16 protein-coding genes are annotated in these 17,195 nt (G+C 69.9%); 6 read left to right on the forward strand and 10 right to left on the reverse strand.

All coding sequences use genetic code 11. From position 1 onward, the window contains the following. Positions 1-14 precede the first annotated feature (14 nt). Together CLU95_RS27465 and CLU95_RS27470 are read left to right on the forward strand one after the other, a co-directional pair. Complete coding sequence (locus CLU95_RS27465; protein ID WP_257214746.1) at positions 15-878, forward strand: hypothetical protein; 864 nt, start codon at positions 15-17, stop codon at positions 876-878. A 201-nt stretch (positions 879-1,079) separates the two neighbouring features. Beyond that, positions 1,080-1,424, forward strand: coding sequence for a hypothetical protein (locus tag CLU95_RS27470; RefSeq protein WP_056573774.1), 345 nt, complete (start codon positions 1,080-1,082; stop codon positions 1,422-1,424). 98 nt (positions 1,425-1,522) lie between these two features. On the opposite strand, the gene CLU95_RS27475 is transcribed toward CLU95_RS27470, so the two are convergent. Next, on the reverse strand, positions 1,523-2,107 hold the full coding sequence (locus CLU95_RS27475) for a DNA-3-methyladenine glycosylase I (RefSeq protein ID WP_099796519.1): 585 nt from the start codon (positions 2,105-2,107) through the stop codon (positions 1,523-1,525). Between the two features lie 48 nt (positions 2,108-2,155). Here CLU95_RS27475 and CLU95_RS27480 point away from each other — a divergent pair, with 48 nt between their 5' ends. After that, a complete protein-coding gene (locus CLU95_RS27480) occupies positions 2,156-3,895 on the forward strand; it encodes a dipeptidase (RefSeq protein WP_099797499.1) in 1,740 nt (579 codons plus the stop codon). A gap of 27 nt (positions 3,896-3,922) precedes the next feature. Here the strand turns inward: CLU95_RS27480 and CLU95_RS27485 are convergent, their stop codons facing one another. From CLU95_RS27485 to CLU95_RS27525, 9 genes are all read right to left on the reverse strand, one after another. Further along, the gene (locus CLU95_RS27485) at positions 3,923-4,999 is read right to left on the reverse strand and encodes a M48 family metalloprotease (protein WP_099796520.1); all 1,077 of its coding nucleotides are present in this window, start codon (positions 4,997-4,999) and stop codon (positions 3,923-3,925) included. A gap of 252 nt (positions 5,000-5,251) precedes the next feature. Next, a complete protein-coding gene (locus CLU95_RS27490; protein WP_099796521.1) occupies positions 5,252-5,572 on the reverse strand; it encodes a chaperone modulator CbpM in 321 nt (106 codons plus the stop codon). 2 nt (positions 5,573-5,574) lie between these two features. Then, a complete protein-coding gene (locus CLU95_RS27495; protein ID WP_099796522.1) occupies positions 5,575-6,537 on the reverse strand; it encodes a DnaJ C-terminal domain-containing protein in 963 nt (320 codons plus the stop codon). Between the two features lie 52 nt (positions 6,538-6,589). Continuing rightward, entirely contained in the window at positions 6,590-7,246 is a 657-nt protein-coding gene (locus CLU95_RS27500; protein ID WP_099796523.1) for a histidine phosphatase family protein, read from the reverse strand. A gap of 20 nt (positions 7,247-7,266) precedes the next feature. Next, positions 7,267-9,663, reverse strand: a complete 2,397-nt coding sequence (locus CLU95_RS27505) for a penicillin acylase family protein (RefSeq protein WP_099796524.1) — start codon at positions 9,661-9,663, stop codon at positions 7,267-7,269. Between the two features lie 101 nt (positions 9,664-9,764). After that, positions 9,765-10,346: a glutathione S-transferase family protein gene (locus CLU95_RS27510; RefSeq protein WP_099796525.1), complete on the reverse strand. Its 582-nt coding sequence runs from the start codon at positions 10,344-10,346 to the stop codon at positions 9,765-9,767. 29 nt (positions 10,347-10,375) lie between these two features. Further along, positions 10,376-11,014, reverse strand: coding sequence for a CDP-alcohol phosphatidyltransferase family protein (locus CLU95_RS27515; protein ID WP_099796526.1), 639 nt, complete (start codon positions 11,012-11,014; stop codon positions 10,376-10,378). A gap of 88 nt (positions 11,015-11,102) precedes the next feature. After that, positions 11,103-11,855, reverse strand: a complete 753-nt coding sequence (locus CLU95_RS27520; protein ID WP_099796527.1) for a glutamine amidotransferase — start codon at positions 11,853-11,855, stop codon at positions 11,103-11,105. A gap of 33 nt (positions 11,856-11,888) precedes the next feature. Next, complete coding sequence (locus CLU95_RS27525; RefSeq protein ID WP_180288684.1) at positions 11,889-12,791, reverse strand: LysR family transcriptional regulator; 903 nt, start codon at positions 12,789-12,791, stop codon at positions 11,889-11,891. Between the two features lie 143 nt (positions 12,792-12,934). Between CLU95_RS27525 and CLU95_RS27530 the strand changes: the two genes are divergently transcribed. Genes CLU95_RS27530 through CLU95_RS27540 form a run of 3 tightly spaced genes read left to right on the forward strand, consistent with a single transcriptional unit; the run spans position 12,935 to position 16,923 of the window. Beyond that, positions 12,935-14,089, forward strand: coding sequence for a CaiB/BaiF CoA transferase family protein (locus CLU95_RS27530; protein WP_099796529.1), 1,155 nt, complete (start codon positions 12,935-12,937; stop codon positions 14,087-14,089). A gap of 54 nt (positions 14,090-14,143) precedes the next feature. Next, positions 14,144-15,115 (forward strand): Bug family tripartite tricarboxylate transporter substrate binding protein, encoded by a 972-nt coding sequence (locus CLU95_RS27535; RefSeq protein WP_099796530.1) that lies wholly within the window; start codon positions 14,144-14,146, stop codon positions 15,113-15,115. Positions 15,116-15,123: 8 nt separating this feature from the next. Then, the gene (locus tag CLU95_RS27540; RefSeq protein WP_099796531.1) at positions 15,124-16,923 is read left to right on the forward strand and encodes an acyclic terpene utilization AtuA family protein; all 1,800 of its coding nucleotides are present in this window, start codon (positions 15,124-15,126) and stop codon (positions 16,921-16,923) included. Positions 16,924-17,195: the final 272 nt, after the last annotated feature.

Below are 17,195 nucleotides of genomic sequence, written 5' to 3' on the forward strand. Positions count from 1 at the left end.
CCAATAATGGCGCCATGCTGTTGTTCCCCCGCCTGTCTTCGTCTCGTTGCCTCTTGTTGCTGTCGTTGCTGTCATTGCTCCTGGCCCCCTTGACGGGGTGGGCGCAGGACCGCGCGCAAACCCTGCTCCAGTTCGAGGGCGTGCAGGCGCGCTATCAGGCCGCCTATGGCCCGGGCGCCGTGTCGCGCGGTGCGCGCGAGCTGCTGGAGCCGCCGGACCTGGCCATCGCCGACAAGGCCTTGCAGTCGCTCGACGTGGCAGCAGGTCGTGCCTTCGACGTGAACGCCTCGGTGGCCGCGATCCGGCAGGACGTGGCGGCGGCCGGGCAGGGCGCCGCTGCGCCGACGCCTCCGGTGCTGGAAGCCGTGGCGCGCTTTGCCAAGCTGCGCGCCGATTACGCCGCGATGGACGAGCCCGGCAAGGTGACCTTCTTCCATCAGCAGCACGCGCGGCCGGCCGACCCGGCGCGCGTCGAACTGCTGTCGCGCATGACGGTGGCCGAGGCGCGCGAGGTCGATTTTTCGAGCCAGCTGCTCATGAGCGCGGTGGTCAAGCAGCTGGCGCGTGGCAATGCCGCGCAGTTCAGTTCGCTGCCCGATCGCACGCTCGACACGGCGCTCGATTCGCTGTGGTCGCGCGGCGTGACGTCGCCGCGTCCGCGCAACCTGATGACCGTGGCGCGCGAGTTCGAAAAGCTGGTCACGCAGGCGCTGCTTCTGGCCCTGTCCGACGCCGACGTGGCCGCCTTGCTCGCCTGGCGCAACGAACCGCAGGCTGCCGCCGAGCGCGAGGCGCTGCTCGGCAGCTACCGCGCCGAGGTCAAGGGCAGCGGCGCGGTCGCGATCCGCACGCTGGTGCGTACCTGGGGTCGGTCCTGAGGCTTGACGAAAGAGCCCCAAAGTTCCCAAAATCTCTGGGACTTGTACGAAAAAGTTTCGCGCAGAGCCTGCATGTCGGAAAGTTCCCCGTGATTGTTTCAATTCCGTGAACACTGCGATTCAGAATGACTGGGGTTTACCCTAGGAATCTGGCGCACACTTCAGGCCATCCAAAGCCTGAACACACAAGAAGGAATTGAAATGAAGACCTCGAACATCCTCGCCGCCGCCGCTCTCTCCCTGCTCGCCGCCGCTGGCGCCGCCCACGCAGAGACCTACGAAGGCGTTCACGCCGTGACCTCCGGCTACAGCCGTGCCGACGTGGCACCGCAAGCCGTGGCCGCCGCCCGTGCCGGCAATGAATACAGCGACGCCGTGTCGGCCAGCGTGGCCCCCGTGCTGGCCTCGTCGGTGGACCGCGCCACCGTCCGCAACGAAGCCGTGGCCGCTGCCCACGCCCCGGGCCAGAACCTGCGCCGCGAATCCTTCGCTGGCAGCGTGATCCCCTCGCAGGCACGCAGCTTCACGCGTCAAGCCGGCCTGTGATCGACGGCGGCGTGAGCCGCCTCGGTTAGCAAGACCACCACCCGAAAAGACCGGACCGTGCAAAAGCACCGTCCGGTTTTTTCACGTCTGTGCTGCGCTCAGGCGCGGTGGTTGCTGCGGTGGCAGTGGCAGTCGGGCGCATGGTCGTCGACGATGCCCGTGGCCTGCATCCAGGCATAGACGATCACCGGGCCGACGAACTTGAAGCCGCGCTGCTTCAGCGCCTTCGACATCGCTTCGGACAGCGGCGTCTGCGTGGGCACGGTGCCCGTGGTGTTGACGACCGGCTGGCCGCCCGCCAGGCCCCAGACGAAATCGGAAAAATCTTCGCCCGCCGCCTGCATCGCGAGGTAGGCCTTGGCATTGCCGATGGCGGCTTCGATCTTGGCGCGCGAGCGCACGATGCCCGCGTCCTGCATGAGGCGCTCGACGTCGGTCGGCGTGAAGCGCGCCACCGTTTCGGGCACGAAACCCTCGAAGGCCGCGCGGAAGGCGTCGCGCTTGCGCAGGATGGTGAGCCACGACAGGCCGGCCTGGAAGCCGTCGAGCATCAGCTTCTCCCACAGCGCGCGGCTGTCGCGTTCGGGCACGCCCCATTCGGCGTCGTGGTAGCTGGCCAGCAGCGGATCGGTGCGGGCCCAGGCGCATCGCTGGGTCGAAGAATGGCTGTCGTCGTGGGGCATGGCTCGGCTATCGTCGGGGGATGTTTTCGGAATGAGGGGGTGACCCTGATGCAGCAGTTTCGTTTTTCATTGTCGGCGCTTTCGCTGGCCCTCGCGGCGCTCGCCGTCGCTGTTCCGGCCGGTGCCGAGACCCTGAAGAAGCCCGCGCTCGACCAACTCGCCGCCGCCTGGAAGGGCGGTCGCACGGCGCCCGATTTCAAGGCCTTCCTGGCGCAGGCGGCCCAGGCCCAGCCCGCGCTGCAGCCCAGCGTGGCGGCCTACACCGGCGGCAAGGCGCTGGCGGGCGACGACCTCGTCAACATCGCGCGCCTGCTCGGCCTTTACAACCGGCTGCAGAACCAGCAGGCCGTGATCGCCAGCATCGGCACCATGGTGGCGCTGCCCACCGTGCGCAACGTGCAGGTGCCGCCGCACGAGAGCCCGCCGATGGTCGCGTTCGGCCAGCTGGTCGAGAAGATGGCGAAAGATTTCGGGCTCGGCTACCGCAACGTCGACGGCCGCATCTTCGAAGTGAGCCTCAAGGGCCGGGGCAGCGAAGAGTTCGGCATCCTCACGCACGCCGACGTGGTGCCGGCCGTGCTGTCCGAATGGGTGCTCGACGACGGCACGCGCCTCGATCCCTTTGCGATGACGCGCGTGGGCGACTTCCTCTACGGGCGCGGCACCATCGACGACAAGGGCTCCATTGCCGCCGTGCTCTACGCCATGAAGGCCGTGAAGGACAGCGGCCTGCCGGTGGAGCGTGGCGTGCGCCTGATGATCGAGACCACCGAGGAAACCGGCGGCGACGCGATGCAGTACTACCGCAACAAGACGCCGCTGCCGGCGTACAACATCGTGCTCGACAGCAAGTACCCCGCGGTCGTGGCCGAGAAGGGTTCGGGCGCGCTCAAGGTGCTCTTCCCCGCGGAAGCGGCCGACCCCGCTGCAACCGCCATCACCGCGATGAGCGGCGCGGCGTCGGCCAATGCGATTCCGCAGACCGCGACCGCCACGCTCAAGGGCGGTGACCTTGCGGCCGTGGCCGCGAAGCTCGAAGCTGCCAAGGCCGCCTTCGTGCGCAAGTACGAAGGCCAGGGCGGCAAGTTCGCGATCGATATCGCAAGCGGCGCCGAAGCCGTCGAGCTGAAGGTCACAGGCACTTCGGCCCACGGTTCGCGACCGGAAGAGGGCGTGAACCCCGTGCCGCGCCTGGCGCTGTTCCTGAAGGAATCGGGCGTGCCGCTGGCCGCCAACCCCTACCTGCGGGCCGTGCAGTACATCGATGCGCTCTACGGCACCGGCTACCTCGGCGAGAAGATGGGGCTGGGCTACGCGGACGACTTCATGGGTCCGCTCACGATGTCGCCCACGCTGGTGCGCATGGGCGCCGATGGGCGCCTCGAGGTGACGGCCAACGTGCGCATGCCGCGCGGCCGCACGCCCGACGAACTGAAGGCGCAGGTGGCGGCCAAGGTGAACGGCTGGGCCACGGCCAGCCAGGTGAAGCTCGAGCTGGCCTACGACCAAGGCAACTGGATGGCGCGCGACCCGAAGGGCGCGTGGCTCTCGACCCTGCTCAACATCTTCGGCGACACCACCGGCCTCGAGGCCAAGCCCGTGCCCACCGCCGGCAGCACCACGGCCAAGCTGATGCCCAACGCCATCAACTTCGGCCCCGCGATGCCCGGCAAGAAGTACACGGCGCACAACGCCAAGGAATACAAGGAAGTGCCCGACCTCGACGCCGACATGCAGATGTTCACCGAGATGCTGGTGCGCATCGGCAACCTGCAGCAGATGCAGTAGCGGCCGGCGCTGCGCTGCTGCCGCGCGTCAGGACTTCGATTTCGCAAGGGGCACCAACGGTGCCCCGTTCTTCTTCTTGGCCTGGATCTCCGCGATGGTGCGCCGCATCGCGACAAAGCGCCTGGCGGAGGTCGGCGCGGCGCTCACGAAGCTCTTCTTCTTCGTGCCGGCCGTGTGCACCCCGAACTCGCGCCAGATCCGTTCGGCGCCCTCGATGTCGTAGCCCGCGGCGGCCACCATGTAGAGGCCGAGGTAGTCGGCCTCGGCGTCGAACTGCTGCGAGAACGGCGACGACAGCGCCTCTTCCGCCATCCCGGTGCCACCCAGCGCGCCGTCCACGATACCGGCCGCGATGCCCACCGCGCGGCTCTTCCCGCCATGGGACAGCACGCCATTGGCCAGCTCGTGCCCCAGCACGATCGCGAGGTCGCGGTTGTCGGGAAAGAAAGTCATCAGCGCCGAGTTGACGAAAATCTCGTGGCCGTCGTTCTCCGCATGGACCTCGTTCTTCATCCGGGTGATGGCCGTGTAGTTGCACGCCGCGGCATAGGGCAGGCGCAGCGCCGTCGACTGGCCCTCGCGCTGCACCACGGCATCGAGCCAGCCCTCGCGCTTCATGGGCTTGGCGCGCGCGGCATCGAGCAGCACATCGTTGAGCCGATCGATCCCCTTCTCGCCGGCGGGCAGCGGCTTGCCGCCGACAGAGAGCAGGACGTCCCCGGCGCGCAGCGGTGTGGCCGGCGCCTGCTTCCTGTCGAGCGTCCACAGCACGGCCAACCGGTCGTCCAGGTGCAGGGTCTGCTTCACTGTGATGCGCTCCTCCTTCTCGAAGCTCCACACGCTGGCAATGTGCGCACCCAGGCTGGCCCGCACATCGCCGTCGCAGAACGGCGCGCTGTGCTCCATGAGCGGGATCGCCACGTCGTCGAGCCGGCGCTGCAGGGCCATGCGCTGATTCAGCGACATCGACTGCTGCAGGGCCTGTTCCTGGACGACGTCGGGGTCGTCGCTGGACGGCCGGATCGACGTGGCGCAAGCCGTGAGGACAAAGGTGGCTGCGATCGACGCGCAGGCCGGGAAGAAGGAAAAGCGAGGTGTGTTCATCCGCTCAAGAGGTGCTTGAAACCGGTCGCATCCATGCCTGAACGCGATGCCGGATTCGATTCGACCGGGGGAAGAGGGATGTCCCGGCGCCGCTGGCGGCCGGGATTCCCAGGCAAGGCGCGGTGTCACGCCCGGCTGGAATTGTGGGAGCGCAGGCGCGCTCCAAGCTGAAGAGCAAATGAAGGCGGAGGAGGGCGCGGGCTCGGCGAGCGGATCTGGCCGTCACTGCACGGGAGGCCCGCGCGGCGCGTTTCAGCCCACGCTGTGCGCCTGCAGCACCGCCTTGAGCCGCCGCACCTCGTGCTGCAGATCGAGGATCAGCGCGGCAGCGTCGAGGTTCACGCCGAAGTCGCGTTCGAGCCGGCGCGCTTCGAGCGCGTGTTGCAGGTCGGTGCTGGAAAACGCCCAGCGCTCGGGCGGTGCGTCGGCGGTGCCGACCTGCACGATGCCCACCTCGACCAACTGCACGACCCAGGCGGTGTCGGCGCCGCAGGCGTGCGCCAGTTCGTTCGCGGCCAGCGGGTGCGAGACGCCGATGGCCGTGGTGGTGGTGACGGAAGAATAGTTCGCCATGCTCAGACTCCCAGGTGCTGGCGGGGGTTGAACGAGGAGGTTGCCTGCGCGAGCCGTTCGTAGGCCTTGCGTGCCTCGTCGCTGTCGGCGGGCGGCAATGCGATCTCGAGCAGCAGGTACAGGTCGCCGGGCGTCTTGCCCGCGAAGCCGCGGCCCTTGAGCCGCAGCTTCATGCCGCCGCGCGCGTTGGGCGGCACGGTGACCTCGACCACGCCGCCGGTGGGCGTCGGCACCTCCACCTGCGCGCCCAGCGCGGCTTCGGCGGGGGTGATGGGCAGCGTCATGTACAGGTCGCGCTCTTCCACGCGGTACAGCGTGTGCGGCGCGATGCGCACCTCGAGGTACAGGTCGCCGGCCGGCTCCCCGCCGTGGCCGGGCATGCCTTGCCCCGCGAGGCGGATGAACTGGCCGGGGTGCACGCCGGGCGGGATCTTCACGGCGAGCGTGCGGTTCTCCCACTGTGGGCGGCCTTGTGCATCGAGCGTCTGGGCGCGCAGCGTGAGCTCGCGCTCGATGCCGTTCAGCGCGTCTTCGAGCGTGATCTCGATGGCCGCATGGTGGTCTTCGCCGCGTGCGCGGTAGTTCTGCCGCGCGGCCCCGCGCCGCTCGGCGTCGCCGAACATCGACGAGAAGAACTCGCTGAAGTCGGCGTGGTCGGCCGGGCCCTGGCGCGGGCCGCGGTGAAACTCGTAGCCGGTGTCCCAGTCGGGCGGCGGCTGAAAGTTGCCGTCGGGCCGGCCACCGCGTGCGACACGGTCGGCCAGCGCGTCGTAGGCGGCGCGCTTCTCCTTGTCGCCGAGCACGTCCTTGGCCTCGTTGATGTCGCGCATGCGCTGCTCGGCGTCGGGCTCCTTGCTGACGTCGGGGTGGTACTTGCGGGCGAGCTTGCGGTAGGCCTTGCGCACCTCGTCGTCGGACGCGGTGCGTTCGACGCCCAGTGCGCTGTAGTAGTCCTTGAATTCCATGGTGGGTGGGGATTCCTTTCGGGGACGGCGTACAGAGCAACTGGGGCCTGACTCAGGCCAGGGCTGCCCCGCCGCCGTCGGCTGGCCGCTGTTGCAGCGGCGTCACGGCCCATGTGGGGCCGGCACGTGAAAAACGCAACGGCTGGGCGTTGCCGAAGATGCTCGCATCGACCGCCACACCGAGCAGCGCGGCCAGCGCATAGAGCGTGCCGCCGTGCGCCACCACGAGCACCGGCGCGGGCTGCGCGGCGAGCGCGGCGGCCAGCGCCTCGCGCTTGCGGTCGACGAACTGCGCCAGCGTCTCGCCGCCTTCGGGCTCGCAGGCCCAGTCGATGTTCGCCGACGAGGTGCCGATGAGCGCGCCGAAGTTGCGCTCGCGCAGGTTCTCGTGCGCGGTGGGCACGAGGCTCAGCGCGCGTGCCACGGTGTGGGCGGTGTCGAAGGCGCGGCGCGCGTCGCTGCAGACGATGGCGCCGATCGGCTCACCGGCCAGCAGCTCGGCCGCCTGCACGGCTTGCTGCTCGCCGAGTGCGCTCAGGGGCTCGTCGGGCGCCTGGAAGACGCGCAGCGCGTTGCGCCCGGTCTGGCCGTGGCGCAGGAAGTAGAAGTGATCGCAGGCCGGGGCGAGCAGCTGCTCGGCGGCCAGGCGGTTCAGCAGGTCGATGCCTGGGGCGGCGTGGGCGGGGAAGGGGACGGTGGTCGGGGGCATGGGGCCTCGGGGTTCGTTCTTCAGTACGCCAGCTGCAGCGGTTGGCCTTCGCGCTGCGCCTGCACGTCGGCCGGGTGGAACGGCAGCGGGTGCCATTGCTTGGCCGCGAACAGCGGCAGTTGGTCGTAGGCGCGCGGCGAGGCGAGGTCGCTGCTCTGGCCGTAGGTGAGCAGGCCCTGCGCCACCGGACCGCGCGCGTCGAAGGTCACGACCTGCATGTAGCTGCTGCCGTAGTTGACGGCGTAGCCCTTCGGATCGATCTGCGGCTGGCCCTGCGATTCGAGTTTGTTGAGCACGCCTTCGAATTCGTCGCCGCCGTGCAGCGCGATCTTCTGGCCGCGCACGGTGCGCGACTGCGGCACGCCCAGCGCGACGTCGGCCGCGAAGCCCGCGGTGCGGACGATGCCGACCGCGTCGCCCAGCGCCTTGAACACCGCGTCGCGCGTGGCGGCCGTGGCCATGTCCAGGCCGGTCGGCGTGCTCACCGGCTGTGCCGGGTCGAAGGGCACGCGCCACACCTTGGGCAGGTCCTTGGCCTTGCGCCAGAACTCGCGGAACAGCACCGCGCCCTTGGCGTCGGCGTTGCTGGTGCGGTCCCAGGCGGAGAGCACGCGGCAGCCGAGGGCCTGATCGGCATTCAGCGTGGCGCCGGCGGCCGTGCAGGCGGCTTGCAGGTCGTCCATCACCAGCATGCCGGCGAGGTTCCTGTCGCGGAAGATCACGCTGCGCAGCTCGGCCGCGCCCATGCGGTTGCCGGGCATGCCGTCGCTGCCCGCGAGACGGCCGCGGATTTCCATGATCGCGCTGCGCGTGCGCAGCCGCTGCGGCACGCCGACAGGGCCGACCAGCGGCGAGACGCCCGCCATCGGCGCCGTCTCGGGGTTGCTGAGCCAGAAGCTGTCGTTGCTGTTCTGCACGTAGTCGGGCGTGACCACGACCGGCATGCGGGCCGGAGCGATGATGCCGGGCGCGGCGGCGCCGGGGTCGCGGTGCCAGGCGCAGGCGCTGCGCGAGCCGTCGAGCACCGGCAGGCCGGCCGCGTTGAGCAGCGCGGCGGCGGCCGGCGAGGGCGCGCAGGCCTTGAGCATCTCGGCCGACACGTCGGGCACCACCGACAGGTCGGCGTACATCGCGTTGCCGTCGCGGTCGGCCGCAAGGGTGTTGATCCACGGGATGCCCTGGTTGCCCATGGCGGCGCGCAGCTCGCCGACGTTGCGGGCCAGGCCCATCTTCATCCAGCTCTCGGCCGAGCGCACGTTGAGCGTGTTGGCGTCGCGGATCGCATAGGCCTTCTGGGCGGTCCAGCCCAGGCCGGCGCGCGGCAGCGAGACCACGGGGCCCCAGTCGGTGGCATAGAAGGTGTGCTGCACCGGTGCGCCGCCTGCCGTGGCGGCGGCCGGCAGCACCACGGTGCGCGCGACCATCTTGCGGGGCTGGCCGTCGACCCAGTACACGGTCGGGTCGTTGGGGTCGAGCTTGAGTTCGTACAGCGTGAAGCGCTTGCCGGTCGACACGGTGTGGGTCCAGGCCACGTCCTTGTTGAAGCCGATCGACACCACCGGGCTCAGGCCGCCGGTGGCGCCCATCACGTCGAGCTGGCCGGGAATGGTCAGGTGCATCTGCCAGAAGCGGTTGGTGCCGTTCCAGGGGAAATGCGGGTTGCCCAGCAGCAGGCCCTTGCCGTCGGGCGTGGCGTTGCGCCCGAAGGCCCAGCCGTTGGAGCCCAGCTCGCCGCCTTCGGGGTTGGCGTTGAAGCTGTGGCGGCCGATCTCGGCCACGGCGTCATTCAGCGCGACCGGCGCCGCCCCGGTCTTGCTGCCCGGGGCCGGCGGAACGGCGGCCAGCACGGCGCCGGCCAGTGCGCCCAGGCCGCCCTGGATCATCGATTGCTCGGTGGCGCGCGCCAGGTCGGCGGCCGTCATCGGGCGCACCCAGGGCTTGCCGCGGCAGGCCTCGGGCAGGCCGTTGGGGCCCACATCCTGCAGATAGCGGTTGTAGCCCGCCACGTAGCCGCGCAGCGAGGCCTGCACGTCGGCGCTGGTGGTGGCCGCCGCGCGGGCGAGCGCCGCATCGTCCATGTGATAGCGCACGAACAGGTCGATCTGCGTGTTGGGCATGCGGCCCAGGCCGAAGTCGCCGGTGTTCTGCGCGCCGAGGAACTGTGCGCGGTCGCCGCGCAGGGTCAGCAGGTGCTCGGCGGTCTGGCAGACGTTGTCCTGCGCATGTGCGTAGGCGGTGCCGTAGGCCAGGCCTTCGTAGTCGGGCGCCGTGATGTGCGCGATGCCGAAGGTGGTGCGTTCGACCGTCACGCTGCGGCTGCCGGGCGGCGGCGCGCTGGCGCAGGCCGTGAGCAGGGCGACCAGCCCCAGCGAGAGGGCCGTCAACGAGAACCGGGAGCGCGGGGTGTTCGATGTCATGGGGCGGGCGTGGTGGGGAAAAGGGTCGAAAAAGAGGGACCGATTAGAGGATGAACCTCCGCCGCGCACTGTCGCCAGCGCGGCACGCCTTGCCGCCCGCCTCAGCCGAACTTCATGCCTTTGGGCCGCGCCTGCAGCCGGTGGATGTAGGCGTCGAGCTTCGGGCGGTTGCTGCGGCCGCCGAAGGCGCGGTGCCAGATGAGCATCGAGCCGATCATCACGTCGGCCGCCGTGAACTGCGCGCCGAACAGGTAGGGGCCGTCGCCGAGTTCGCGCTCGACGGCGTCCTTGGCGTGTTCGAAATTCGTCCAGCCGCGTGCGCTGTTGTTGCTCTTGATCTTCAGCAGGCTGTCGCCCATCGACGGCTCGAGCTGCGCGGTCGAATAGACCATGAGCGACAGGTAGCGCCCGCGCTCGGGCGTGCCCACGGCCGGTGCCAGGCGCTTGCCGGGGTACTTCTCTGCGATGTACATGCAGATGGCCGCGTTCTCGAAAATGCGCGTGCGGCCGTCGACCAGCGCGGGCAGCTTGCCGGCGGGGTTGATCTTCAGGAACTCGGGGCGCTTGTGGGCGCCCTCCTTGATGAGCGTGGGCACGATCTCATAGTCGACCCCGGCCTCGTCGAGCATCCACTTGGCGACCTGCGCACGGCTGTGCGGGTCGAAATACAGCTTCATCGTCATGCGGGTCTCCTTTGCCTCGGGAGGAACGGTCAGAACTTGGGAATGCGCAGGGTCTTGCTGATCATCAGCGTGCCCGAGAGCGCGAACAGCAGCACCAGCGGGTGCAGCTGCCACGGGCCGAGCACCCACGCGCCGCCCCACAGGTTGGCGCCAAGGGTACCCTTCGAGGCCGCGTAGGCCAGCACACCCACGAGCACCACGCTGGTCGGGATCGGCGTGCCTTCGAAATACTTGACCTTGTCGGCGCCGGCCGAGAGCGCCTCGGCCGTCACGTTGTAGCGTGCGAGCCGGCTCACGCCGCAGCCGACGAAGTAGATGAGCACCGCGCAGTCCCAGCCGCCGTCCATGCCGGCCGCGAAAGCGAGTGCGGCGGGGAGCACGCCGAACGAAATCACGTCGGCCAGCGAATCAAGCTCGCGCCCGAGCGCCGACTGGGTCTGGCGCCAGCGCGCGATGCGGCCGTCGAGCACGTCGAAGATGAAGGCGGCCGGGGCGAGCGCCGCGGCCCAGTAGAAGTGGGCGAGCGACTGGCTGCGCATGAAGGCCATCGCGAAGAACACCGCCCCGACGCCGCAGGCCGCGTTGCCGAGCGTGAACACATCGGCCAAATGAAAGCCGCGGATCATCGAAAAATGCTTGCGGGCCGGCGGGGACGAAGGCGTGGTCATGAGGCGGGGAAAGCTGCGAAAGGAACCGCACCTTAACCCAAGCGCGGCCCGCTCTTTGTAGTCGCGCGCCGACGCCCCGTCGGCAGGGTCAGGCGCCTTGTTGTGCCTGGGCTTTCGCCTCGACGATCCGTGCGAAGCGCCCGAGCAGGCCTGCCGCCGCGCCCGTGGGGCGCACGCCGTCGCGCAGCGCCGCGGCATCGAGGCCGTCCGAGGCGAGGTCGCGGGCCAGCAGGTCGATGTAGCCGCCCATGGTCTCGGCGTCGAACTCGGGGTGGAACTGCAGGCCCCAGGCCTGCGCGCCCACGCGGAAGGCATGAACGGGCTCATGCGCGCTGTGGGCCAGTCGCACGGCGCCCTCGGGCAGGCGCAGCGCGCTCTGCCAGTGGATCGCCTGCGCCGGGAACTGCGCAGGCAGATCGCCCAGCAGGGCGTCGCCGGCGGCAGCTGCGTCGAGCGTGACAGTGACGGTACCGACCTCCGGGCCTTGCGGGTGGTGGCCGGCCTCGCCGCCGAGCGCGTGCGCCAGCAGCTGGTGGCCGTAGCAGATGCCGAGCACGGGCGTGTCGCGCGCGACCAGCTCGGCCAGCCAGACGGCGGTGGTTTCGCTCCAGGGTTCGCGGTGCGACACCATTGCGTGCGAGCCGGTGACGACCACGCCGGCCACCTGGCCGGGCGCGGGCAGCGTGTCGCCGCGGCGCGGGTCGACCACGACGAGGGGCAGGGTCTGCGTGCCGAGGCCGTCGGCGATCCAGTGCTCGAAGTCGCCGCGGCCTTCGCGCAGCGCGTCATGGGTGTCACCGACCTTGACGATGACCAGGGGATACGGGGGCGTGCTGTGCATGGCGTCGATGATGCCGCAGCCGGCGCGCCGAAGTCAGCGCGGGGACGATTCCCGACGGTGCAGCAGGTCCATGAACGCGCGACCCACCGGCGAGGGCGAACGCCCCGCACGCGTGACCAACCCGATGGGCCGCGACATCACCGGTCGCTGCAGCGGCACGGTGGTCAGCTCGTCGTTCTGCGACAGCTGCAGCGCGAGCCGGGGCAGGGCGGTGAGCCCCAGCCCGGCCGCGACCAGCGCACCCGCCACGGCCACGCTCGGGTACTCGAGCGCAGGCTGCACCTGCAGGCCGCGCTGCAGAAAGGCGGCGTCGGTGATCGGCCGGATGCTGCTCTGGAAGCTGCTCGCAATGAAGGGTCGCGTCGCGAACACCGACCACGACACCGAGGCGCGCGCGGCCAGCGGGTCGTCGCGCCGGCACAGCAGCACGAAGGGGTCGTCGCGCAGGTGCCGATAGAGCAAAGGCTCGTGCGGGCCGGGACGCACGCTGAGGCCGAAGTCGGCGCGGCCTTCGTCCACCGCGGCGCGCACCGCGTCGGCCGGCCCTTCGATCAGCGAGAACTCCACCTGCGGATGCTGCTCGCGAAATTCGGCGATGGCACCGGGCAGCAGCGCCACCCCGGTCGAGGGCAGCGCCGCGATCGTCAGGTGGCCGCTGCGGCCTTCGAGGAACTGCGACAGCTCGCTGAACGAGCTGTTGAAGTTTTCCAGGATGCGCAGCGCAATCGGCAGCAACTCGCGCCCGGCCGGCGTGAGTTCCACATGCCGCGTGTCGCGGTCGAACAGGCGCGCGCCCACCAGGTCTTCGACGATGCGCACCGTGCGGCTCAGCGCCGGCTGCGACACATGCAAGGCTTGCGCGGCCGCGCGGAAGTTGGTGGTCTTCGCGACTTCGACGAAGGCCTCGAGCTGCTGCAGCGTGATGTCGACTCGCACGGACGCGGCTCCTCGGGTGGCGGTGGATTGATCCATCCAAGTTATCACAGATATAGGAATATTGTTCTTCACAGATCAATGCGTGGCGCCCAGACTGGCGCCTTCAACGCAACGGAGACAAGGGGCCCCCGAGCCCTCGAGACATGAACCCCCAAATTCTGGAAGGCATCCGGGTGCTCGAACTCGGGCAGGTGCTGGCGGGGCCCTTCGCGGGCGCGATCCTGGCCGACCTCGGCGCCGACGTCGTGAAGCTCGAACGCATCGAAGGCGGCGACGACGCGCGCCACATGGGCCCGGCATTCCGCCACGGCGACGCGCTCAACTTCCACGTGTTCAACCGCGGCAAGCGCTCGGTCGCCATCGACCTGAAGAGCGACGAAGGCATGGCGGCTTTCGAGGTGCTCGCGGCCGGCGCCGACATCCTCATCCACAACCTGCGCCCCGGCGTCACGCAGTCGATGGGCATCGACGGCCCCTCGCTGTGCGCGCGCCATCCGCGGCTCATCTACTGCGAAATCTCGGCCTTCGGCCACACCGGTCCGCTGCGCATGCAACCGGGCTACGAGCCGCTGATCCAGGCCTTCAGCGGGCTGTCGAGCATCAACGGCGGGCCCGACGATCCGCCGATGCGCACCGGCGCCTCGGTCTGCGACCAGGGCACCGGCATGTGGGCCGTGATCGGCGCGCTGGCGCTGCTGCAGCGCCGCCATCTCACGGGCCGGGGCGGCGTGGTGAGCACCTCGCTGCTCGAGACCGCGCTGGTCTGGACCGGGCAGAAGGCCGATGCCTACGTCAACGAAGGGCGGCTGCCCGACCGCCACCGCTCGGGCCACCCGGGCTTCGTGCCCTACGAATCTTTCGATACCGCCGATGCGCCGCTGCTGATCTGCTGCGGCAACGACCGCCTCTTCGCCAAGTTCGCGCACGAACTCGGTCGCGACGACTGGACCACCGACGCGCGCTTTGCCAACAACCGCCAGCGGCTGCAGCACAAGGCCGCGCTGTTCGAACAGATCGGCCCGCTGCTGCGCGCACGCACCCGCGCCGACTGGATGGCGCGCTTCACCGCGGCCGGCGTGCCCTGCGCGCCGGTGCACACCGTGCCCGAAGCCGTCGCGCATCCGCAGGTCGAAGCGCTCGGCATGCTGCAGCCCGTGCCGGGCGAAGACTTCCGCCTGACCGCGCTGCCGATGTCCATCGATGGCGTGCGGCCCGCGCATCGCGCGGTCGCGCCCCGGCTGGGCGAGCACAACGCGGCGCTCGGTGCGCCGCCGGTGCCGCAGCGCGACAGCGCTTGAGCGACCGCACCGATTTCCTTTTCTAAAAACGACAGACCACCGGAGACATCACCCATGCGCACTTCCATCTTCCGCCTCGGCGCGGTCCTGGCCTTCGCTGCGGCAGCGGCGGCAGCACCTGCCCACGCGCAGGACTATCCCGCCAAGCCGCTCACCGTCGTCGTGCCCTTCGCGGCCGGCAGCGGCACCGACCAGCAGGCGCGCAGCTTCGCGCAGGCCTTGACCACCGAATACAAGGTGCCGGTGATCGTGGAAAACCGCGCGGGCGCCAGCGGCTTCCTGGCCGCGCAGTACGTCGCCAAGGCCGCGCCCGACGGCTACACGCTGCTGATGACCACCAACACCACGCACGCCGCCAACGAGCACCTGTACAAGAAGCTGCCCTACGACCCGGTGAAAGACTTCACGCCGGTCGGCCTGCTGTCCAAGGGCCACATGCTGCTGCTGGTGGGCGCCGAATCGCCGATCAAGTCGGTGGCCGACCTCGTGGCGGCGGCGAAGAAGTCGCCGGGCAAGCTCAACTTCGGCAGCGGCAGTTCGTCCAGCCGCGTGGCGAGCGAACTGCTCAAGCAGATGGCGGGCATCGACATGATGAACGTGCCCTACAAGAGCAACCCGATGGCCATCACCGACCTGCTGGGCGGGCAGGTCGACTTCATGTTCGCCGACGCGCCCACCGCGTTGCCGCACGTCAAGAGCGGCAAGCTGCGCGCGCTGGCCGTGAGCGGCGACAAGCGCCTGGCCGCCGTGCCCGCGCTGCCGACCGTGGCCGAGGCCGGCGTGAAGGGCTACGACATGTCGTACTGGACGGCGGTCTATCTGCCGTCGGGCGCGCCCGCGGCCGTCACGCGCAAGCTCAACGAGATGCTGAACAAGGTGTCGGCCTCGCCCGCCATCGTCGCCTACCAGGCCATCTCCAGTGGCGAGGCTGCCACCGGCACGCCCGAGGCGCTCGCGCAGTTCCAGGCTGCTGAATCGCAGAAGTGGGGCCGCGTAATCCGCGCGGCCGGCATCGAGCCCGAGTGAGCCGCGCGATGAGCACCACGGACACACAGACGAAGACCGTGCGCATCGGCGGCGCCTCGGGCTTCTGGGGCGACAGCAGCACCGGCGCGCCGCAGCTCGTGCAGAAGGGCGATATCGACTACCTCGTGTTCGACTACCTCGCCGAACTCACGATGTCGCTGCTGGCCGGCGCGAAGCTGAAGAACCCCGACGCCGGCTACGCCACCGACTTCGTCACCACCGCGATGGCCGCCGTGCTGCCCGACGTGATGCGCCAGGGCATCCGCGTGATCGCCAACGCGGGCGGTGTGAACCCGCGCGCCTGCGCCGCCGCGCTCACGCAGCTGGCGGCCGGCATGGGGCTCGCGCCGCGCATCGCCGTGGTCACCGGCGACGACGCGCTGCCGCATGCCGGCGCGTTGCGCGCGCAGGGCATCGGCCACATGAGCACGGGCGCACCGCTGCCCGAACGCCTCGTGAGCGCCAACGCCTACCTGGGCGCCGTGCCGATCGCGCGGGCGCTCGACGCCGGCGCGCAGATCGTCATTACCGGCCGCTGCGTCGACAGCGCCGTCACGCTCGGCGCGTTGATGCACGAATTCGGCTGGGCCGACAACGACTGGGACCGCCTCGCGGGCGGCAGCCTGGCCGGCCACATCATCGAATGCGGCGCGCAGGCCACCGGCGGCTTGCACACCGACTGGGAACAGGTGCCCGACTGGGCGCACATCGGTTACCCGGTGGTCGAATGCGCGGCCGATGGCAGCTTCATCGTCGGCAAGCCGCCCGGCACCGGCGGGCTCGTGAGCCGGGCCACCGTGGGCGAACAGCTGCTGTACGAAATCGGCGACCCGGCGGCCTACCTGCTGCCCGACGTGACCTGCGACTTTCGCGAGGTGCGCACCGAGAACGTGGGCGTCGACGCGGTGCGCGTCTCGGGCGCACGCGGGCGCGCCCCGTCGGGCCGCTACAAGGTCACGGCCACCTACGCCGCGGGCTACCGCTGCAACGCCGAGCTGCTGATCGTCGGCTTCGATGCCGCCGCCAAGGCGCAGCGCAGCGGCGAGGCCATGCTGCGCCGCACGCGCGACCTGTTCGCGCAGCGCGGCTGGGCCGACTTCTCGGCCACGCACATCGACGTGCTCGGCGCCGAGCAGTGCTACGGCCCGCACGCCACCGACCGGCCGCCGCGCCAGGCGGTGCTGCGCGTGGCCGTGACGCACGCGGACAAGGCGCCGCTCGAACTTTTCGCACGCGAAATTTCCGCGGCTGGCACCTCGTGGGCGCCCGGCACCACGGGCCTGGGCGGCGGGCGGCCGTCGGTGGCGCTGTCGATTCGGCAGTTTCCGCTGCTGGTAGACAAAGCGCTGTTCACGCCCATGGTCGAGATGGCCGGCGAGTCGTGGCCCGTGGCGGTGGCGACGCAGGCGGCGGAGGTTGCGACGGCCGATGACGTGATGCCGCAGGTCGAGACTGCCGACGTGGACGCAGACGACGAATGGCTCGAAGTGCCACTGATCCGCCTGGCCTACGCCCGCAGCGGCGACAAGGGCGATGTCTCCAACATCGGCATCCTCGCCCGCGAACCGCGCTACTTGCCCGTGCTGCGCGAGCAACTCACTGCGCAGGCCGTGCGCGCCTACATGGCGCACCTGGTCGAGGGCGCGGTCACGCGCTACGAACTCCCCGGCATCGGCGCCTTCAACTTCGTCTGTGAAGAAGCGCTGGGCGGTGGCGGCATGGCCTCGCTGCGCACCGACCCACTGGGCAAGAGCATGGCGCAGATCCTGTTGTCGATGCCGGTGCGCATCGCGTCCCGCAGCGTGTAGGCGGGCACAACCGGCGCGCTGCAGCGCTTCGCCGGACCTCTTCATCCTTCCAAGGCCCTCGCGAGTCATCGATTCGCGAGGGCCTTTGCGCTTTGTGTCCTTGCTGCAGGGCTTTGTTCACAGTTTCGCCTTTGGCCTAGTCCTACGGCTTTGGGTTTCAGACTCGTCCGATGGCTCCTTCCAGGTGTTCTTCCTAGAGTGTCCCCATCCCCCCACCGTTTGATCTGGCGCAACGTCTGCGTGCGGCTGCACGGTCCCATTTTTATCTAGCG

Origin of the sequence: Variovorax sp. 54 (assembly GCF_002754375.1) — a bacterium.
In the GTDB taxonomy this organism is placed as follows: Bacteria; Pseudomonadota; Gammaproteobacteria; order Burkholderiales; family Burkholderiaceae_C; genus Variovorax.

What these genes read in the sequence shown, in the direction of transcription:
- CLU95_RS27465 (WP_257214746.1), top strand. Translation starts at nt 15, where the DNA reads ATGCTGTTGTTCCCCCGCCTGTCTTCGTCTCGTTGCCTCTTGTTGCTG.
- CLU95_RS27470 (WP_056573774.1), top strand. Translation starts at nt 1,080, where the DNA reads ATGAAGACCTCGAACATCCTCGCCGCCGCCGCTCTCTCCCTGCTCGCC.
- CLU95_RS27475 (WP_099796519.1), bottom strand. Translation starts at nt 2,107, where the DNA reads ATGCCCCACGACGACAGCCATTCTTCGACCCAGCGATGCGCCTGGGCC.
- CLU95_RS27480 (WP_099797499.1), top strand. Translation starts at nt 2,156, where the DNA reads ATGCAGCAGTTTCGTTTTTCATTGTCGGCGCTTTCGCTGGCCCTCGCG.
- CLU95_RS27485 (WP_099796520.1), bottom strand. Translation starts at nt 4,999, where the DNA reads ATGAACACACCTCGCTTTTCCTTCTTCCCGGCCTGCGCGTCGATCGCA.
- CLU95_RS27490 (WP_099796521.1), bottom strand. Translation starts at nt 5,572, where the DNA reads ATGGCGAACTATTCTTCCGTCACCACCACCACGGCCATCGGCGTCTCG.
- CLU95_RS27495 (WP_099796522.1), bottom strand. Translation starts at nt 6,537, where the DNA reads ATGGAATTCAAGGACTACTACAGCGCACTGGGCGTCGAACGCACCGCG.
- CLU95_RS27500 (WP_099796523.1), bottom strand. Translation starts at nt 7,246, where the DNA reads ATGCCCCCGACCACCGTCCCCTTCCCCGCCCACGCCGCCCCAGGCATC.
- CLU95_RS27505 (WP_099796524.1), bottom strand. Translation starts at nt 9,663, where the DNA reads ATGACATCGAACACCCCGCGCTCCCGGTTCTCGTTGACGGCCCTCTCG.
- CLU95_RS27510 (WP_099796525.1), bottom strand. Translation starts at nt 10,346, where the DNA reads ATGACGATGAAGCTGTATTTCGACCCGCACAGCCGTGCGCAGGTCGCC.
- CLU95_RS27515 (WP_099796526.1), bottom strand. Translation starts at nt 11,014, where the DNA reads ATGACCACGCCTTCGTCCCCGCCGGCCCGCAAGCATTTTTCGATGATC.
- CLU95_RS27520 (WP_099796527.1), bottom strand. Translation starts at nt 11,855, where the DNA reads ATGCACAGCACGCCCCCGTATCCCCTGGTCATCGTCAAGGTCGGTGAC.
- CLU95_RS27530 (WP_099796529.1), top strand. Translation starts at nt 12,935, where the DNA reads ATGAACCCCCAAATTCTGGAAGGCATCCGGGTGCTCGAACTCGGGCAG.
- CLU95_RS27535 (WP_099796530.1), top strand. Translation starts at nt 14,144, where the DNA reads ATGCGCACTTCCATCTTCCGCCTCGGCGCGGTCCTGGCCTTCGCTGCG.
- CLU95_RS27540 (WP_099796531.1), top strand. Translation starts at nt 15,124, where the DNA reads ATGAGCACCACGGACACACAGACGAAGACCGTGCGCATCGGCGGCGCC.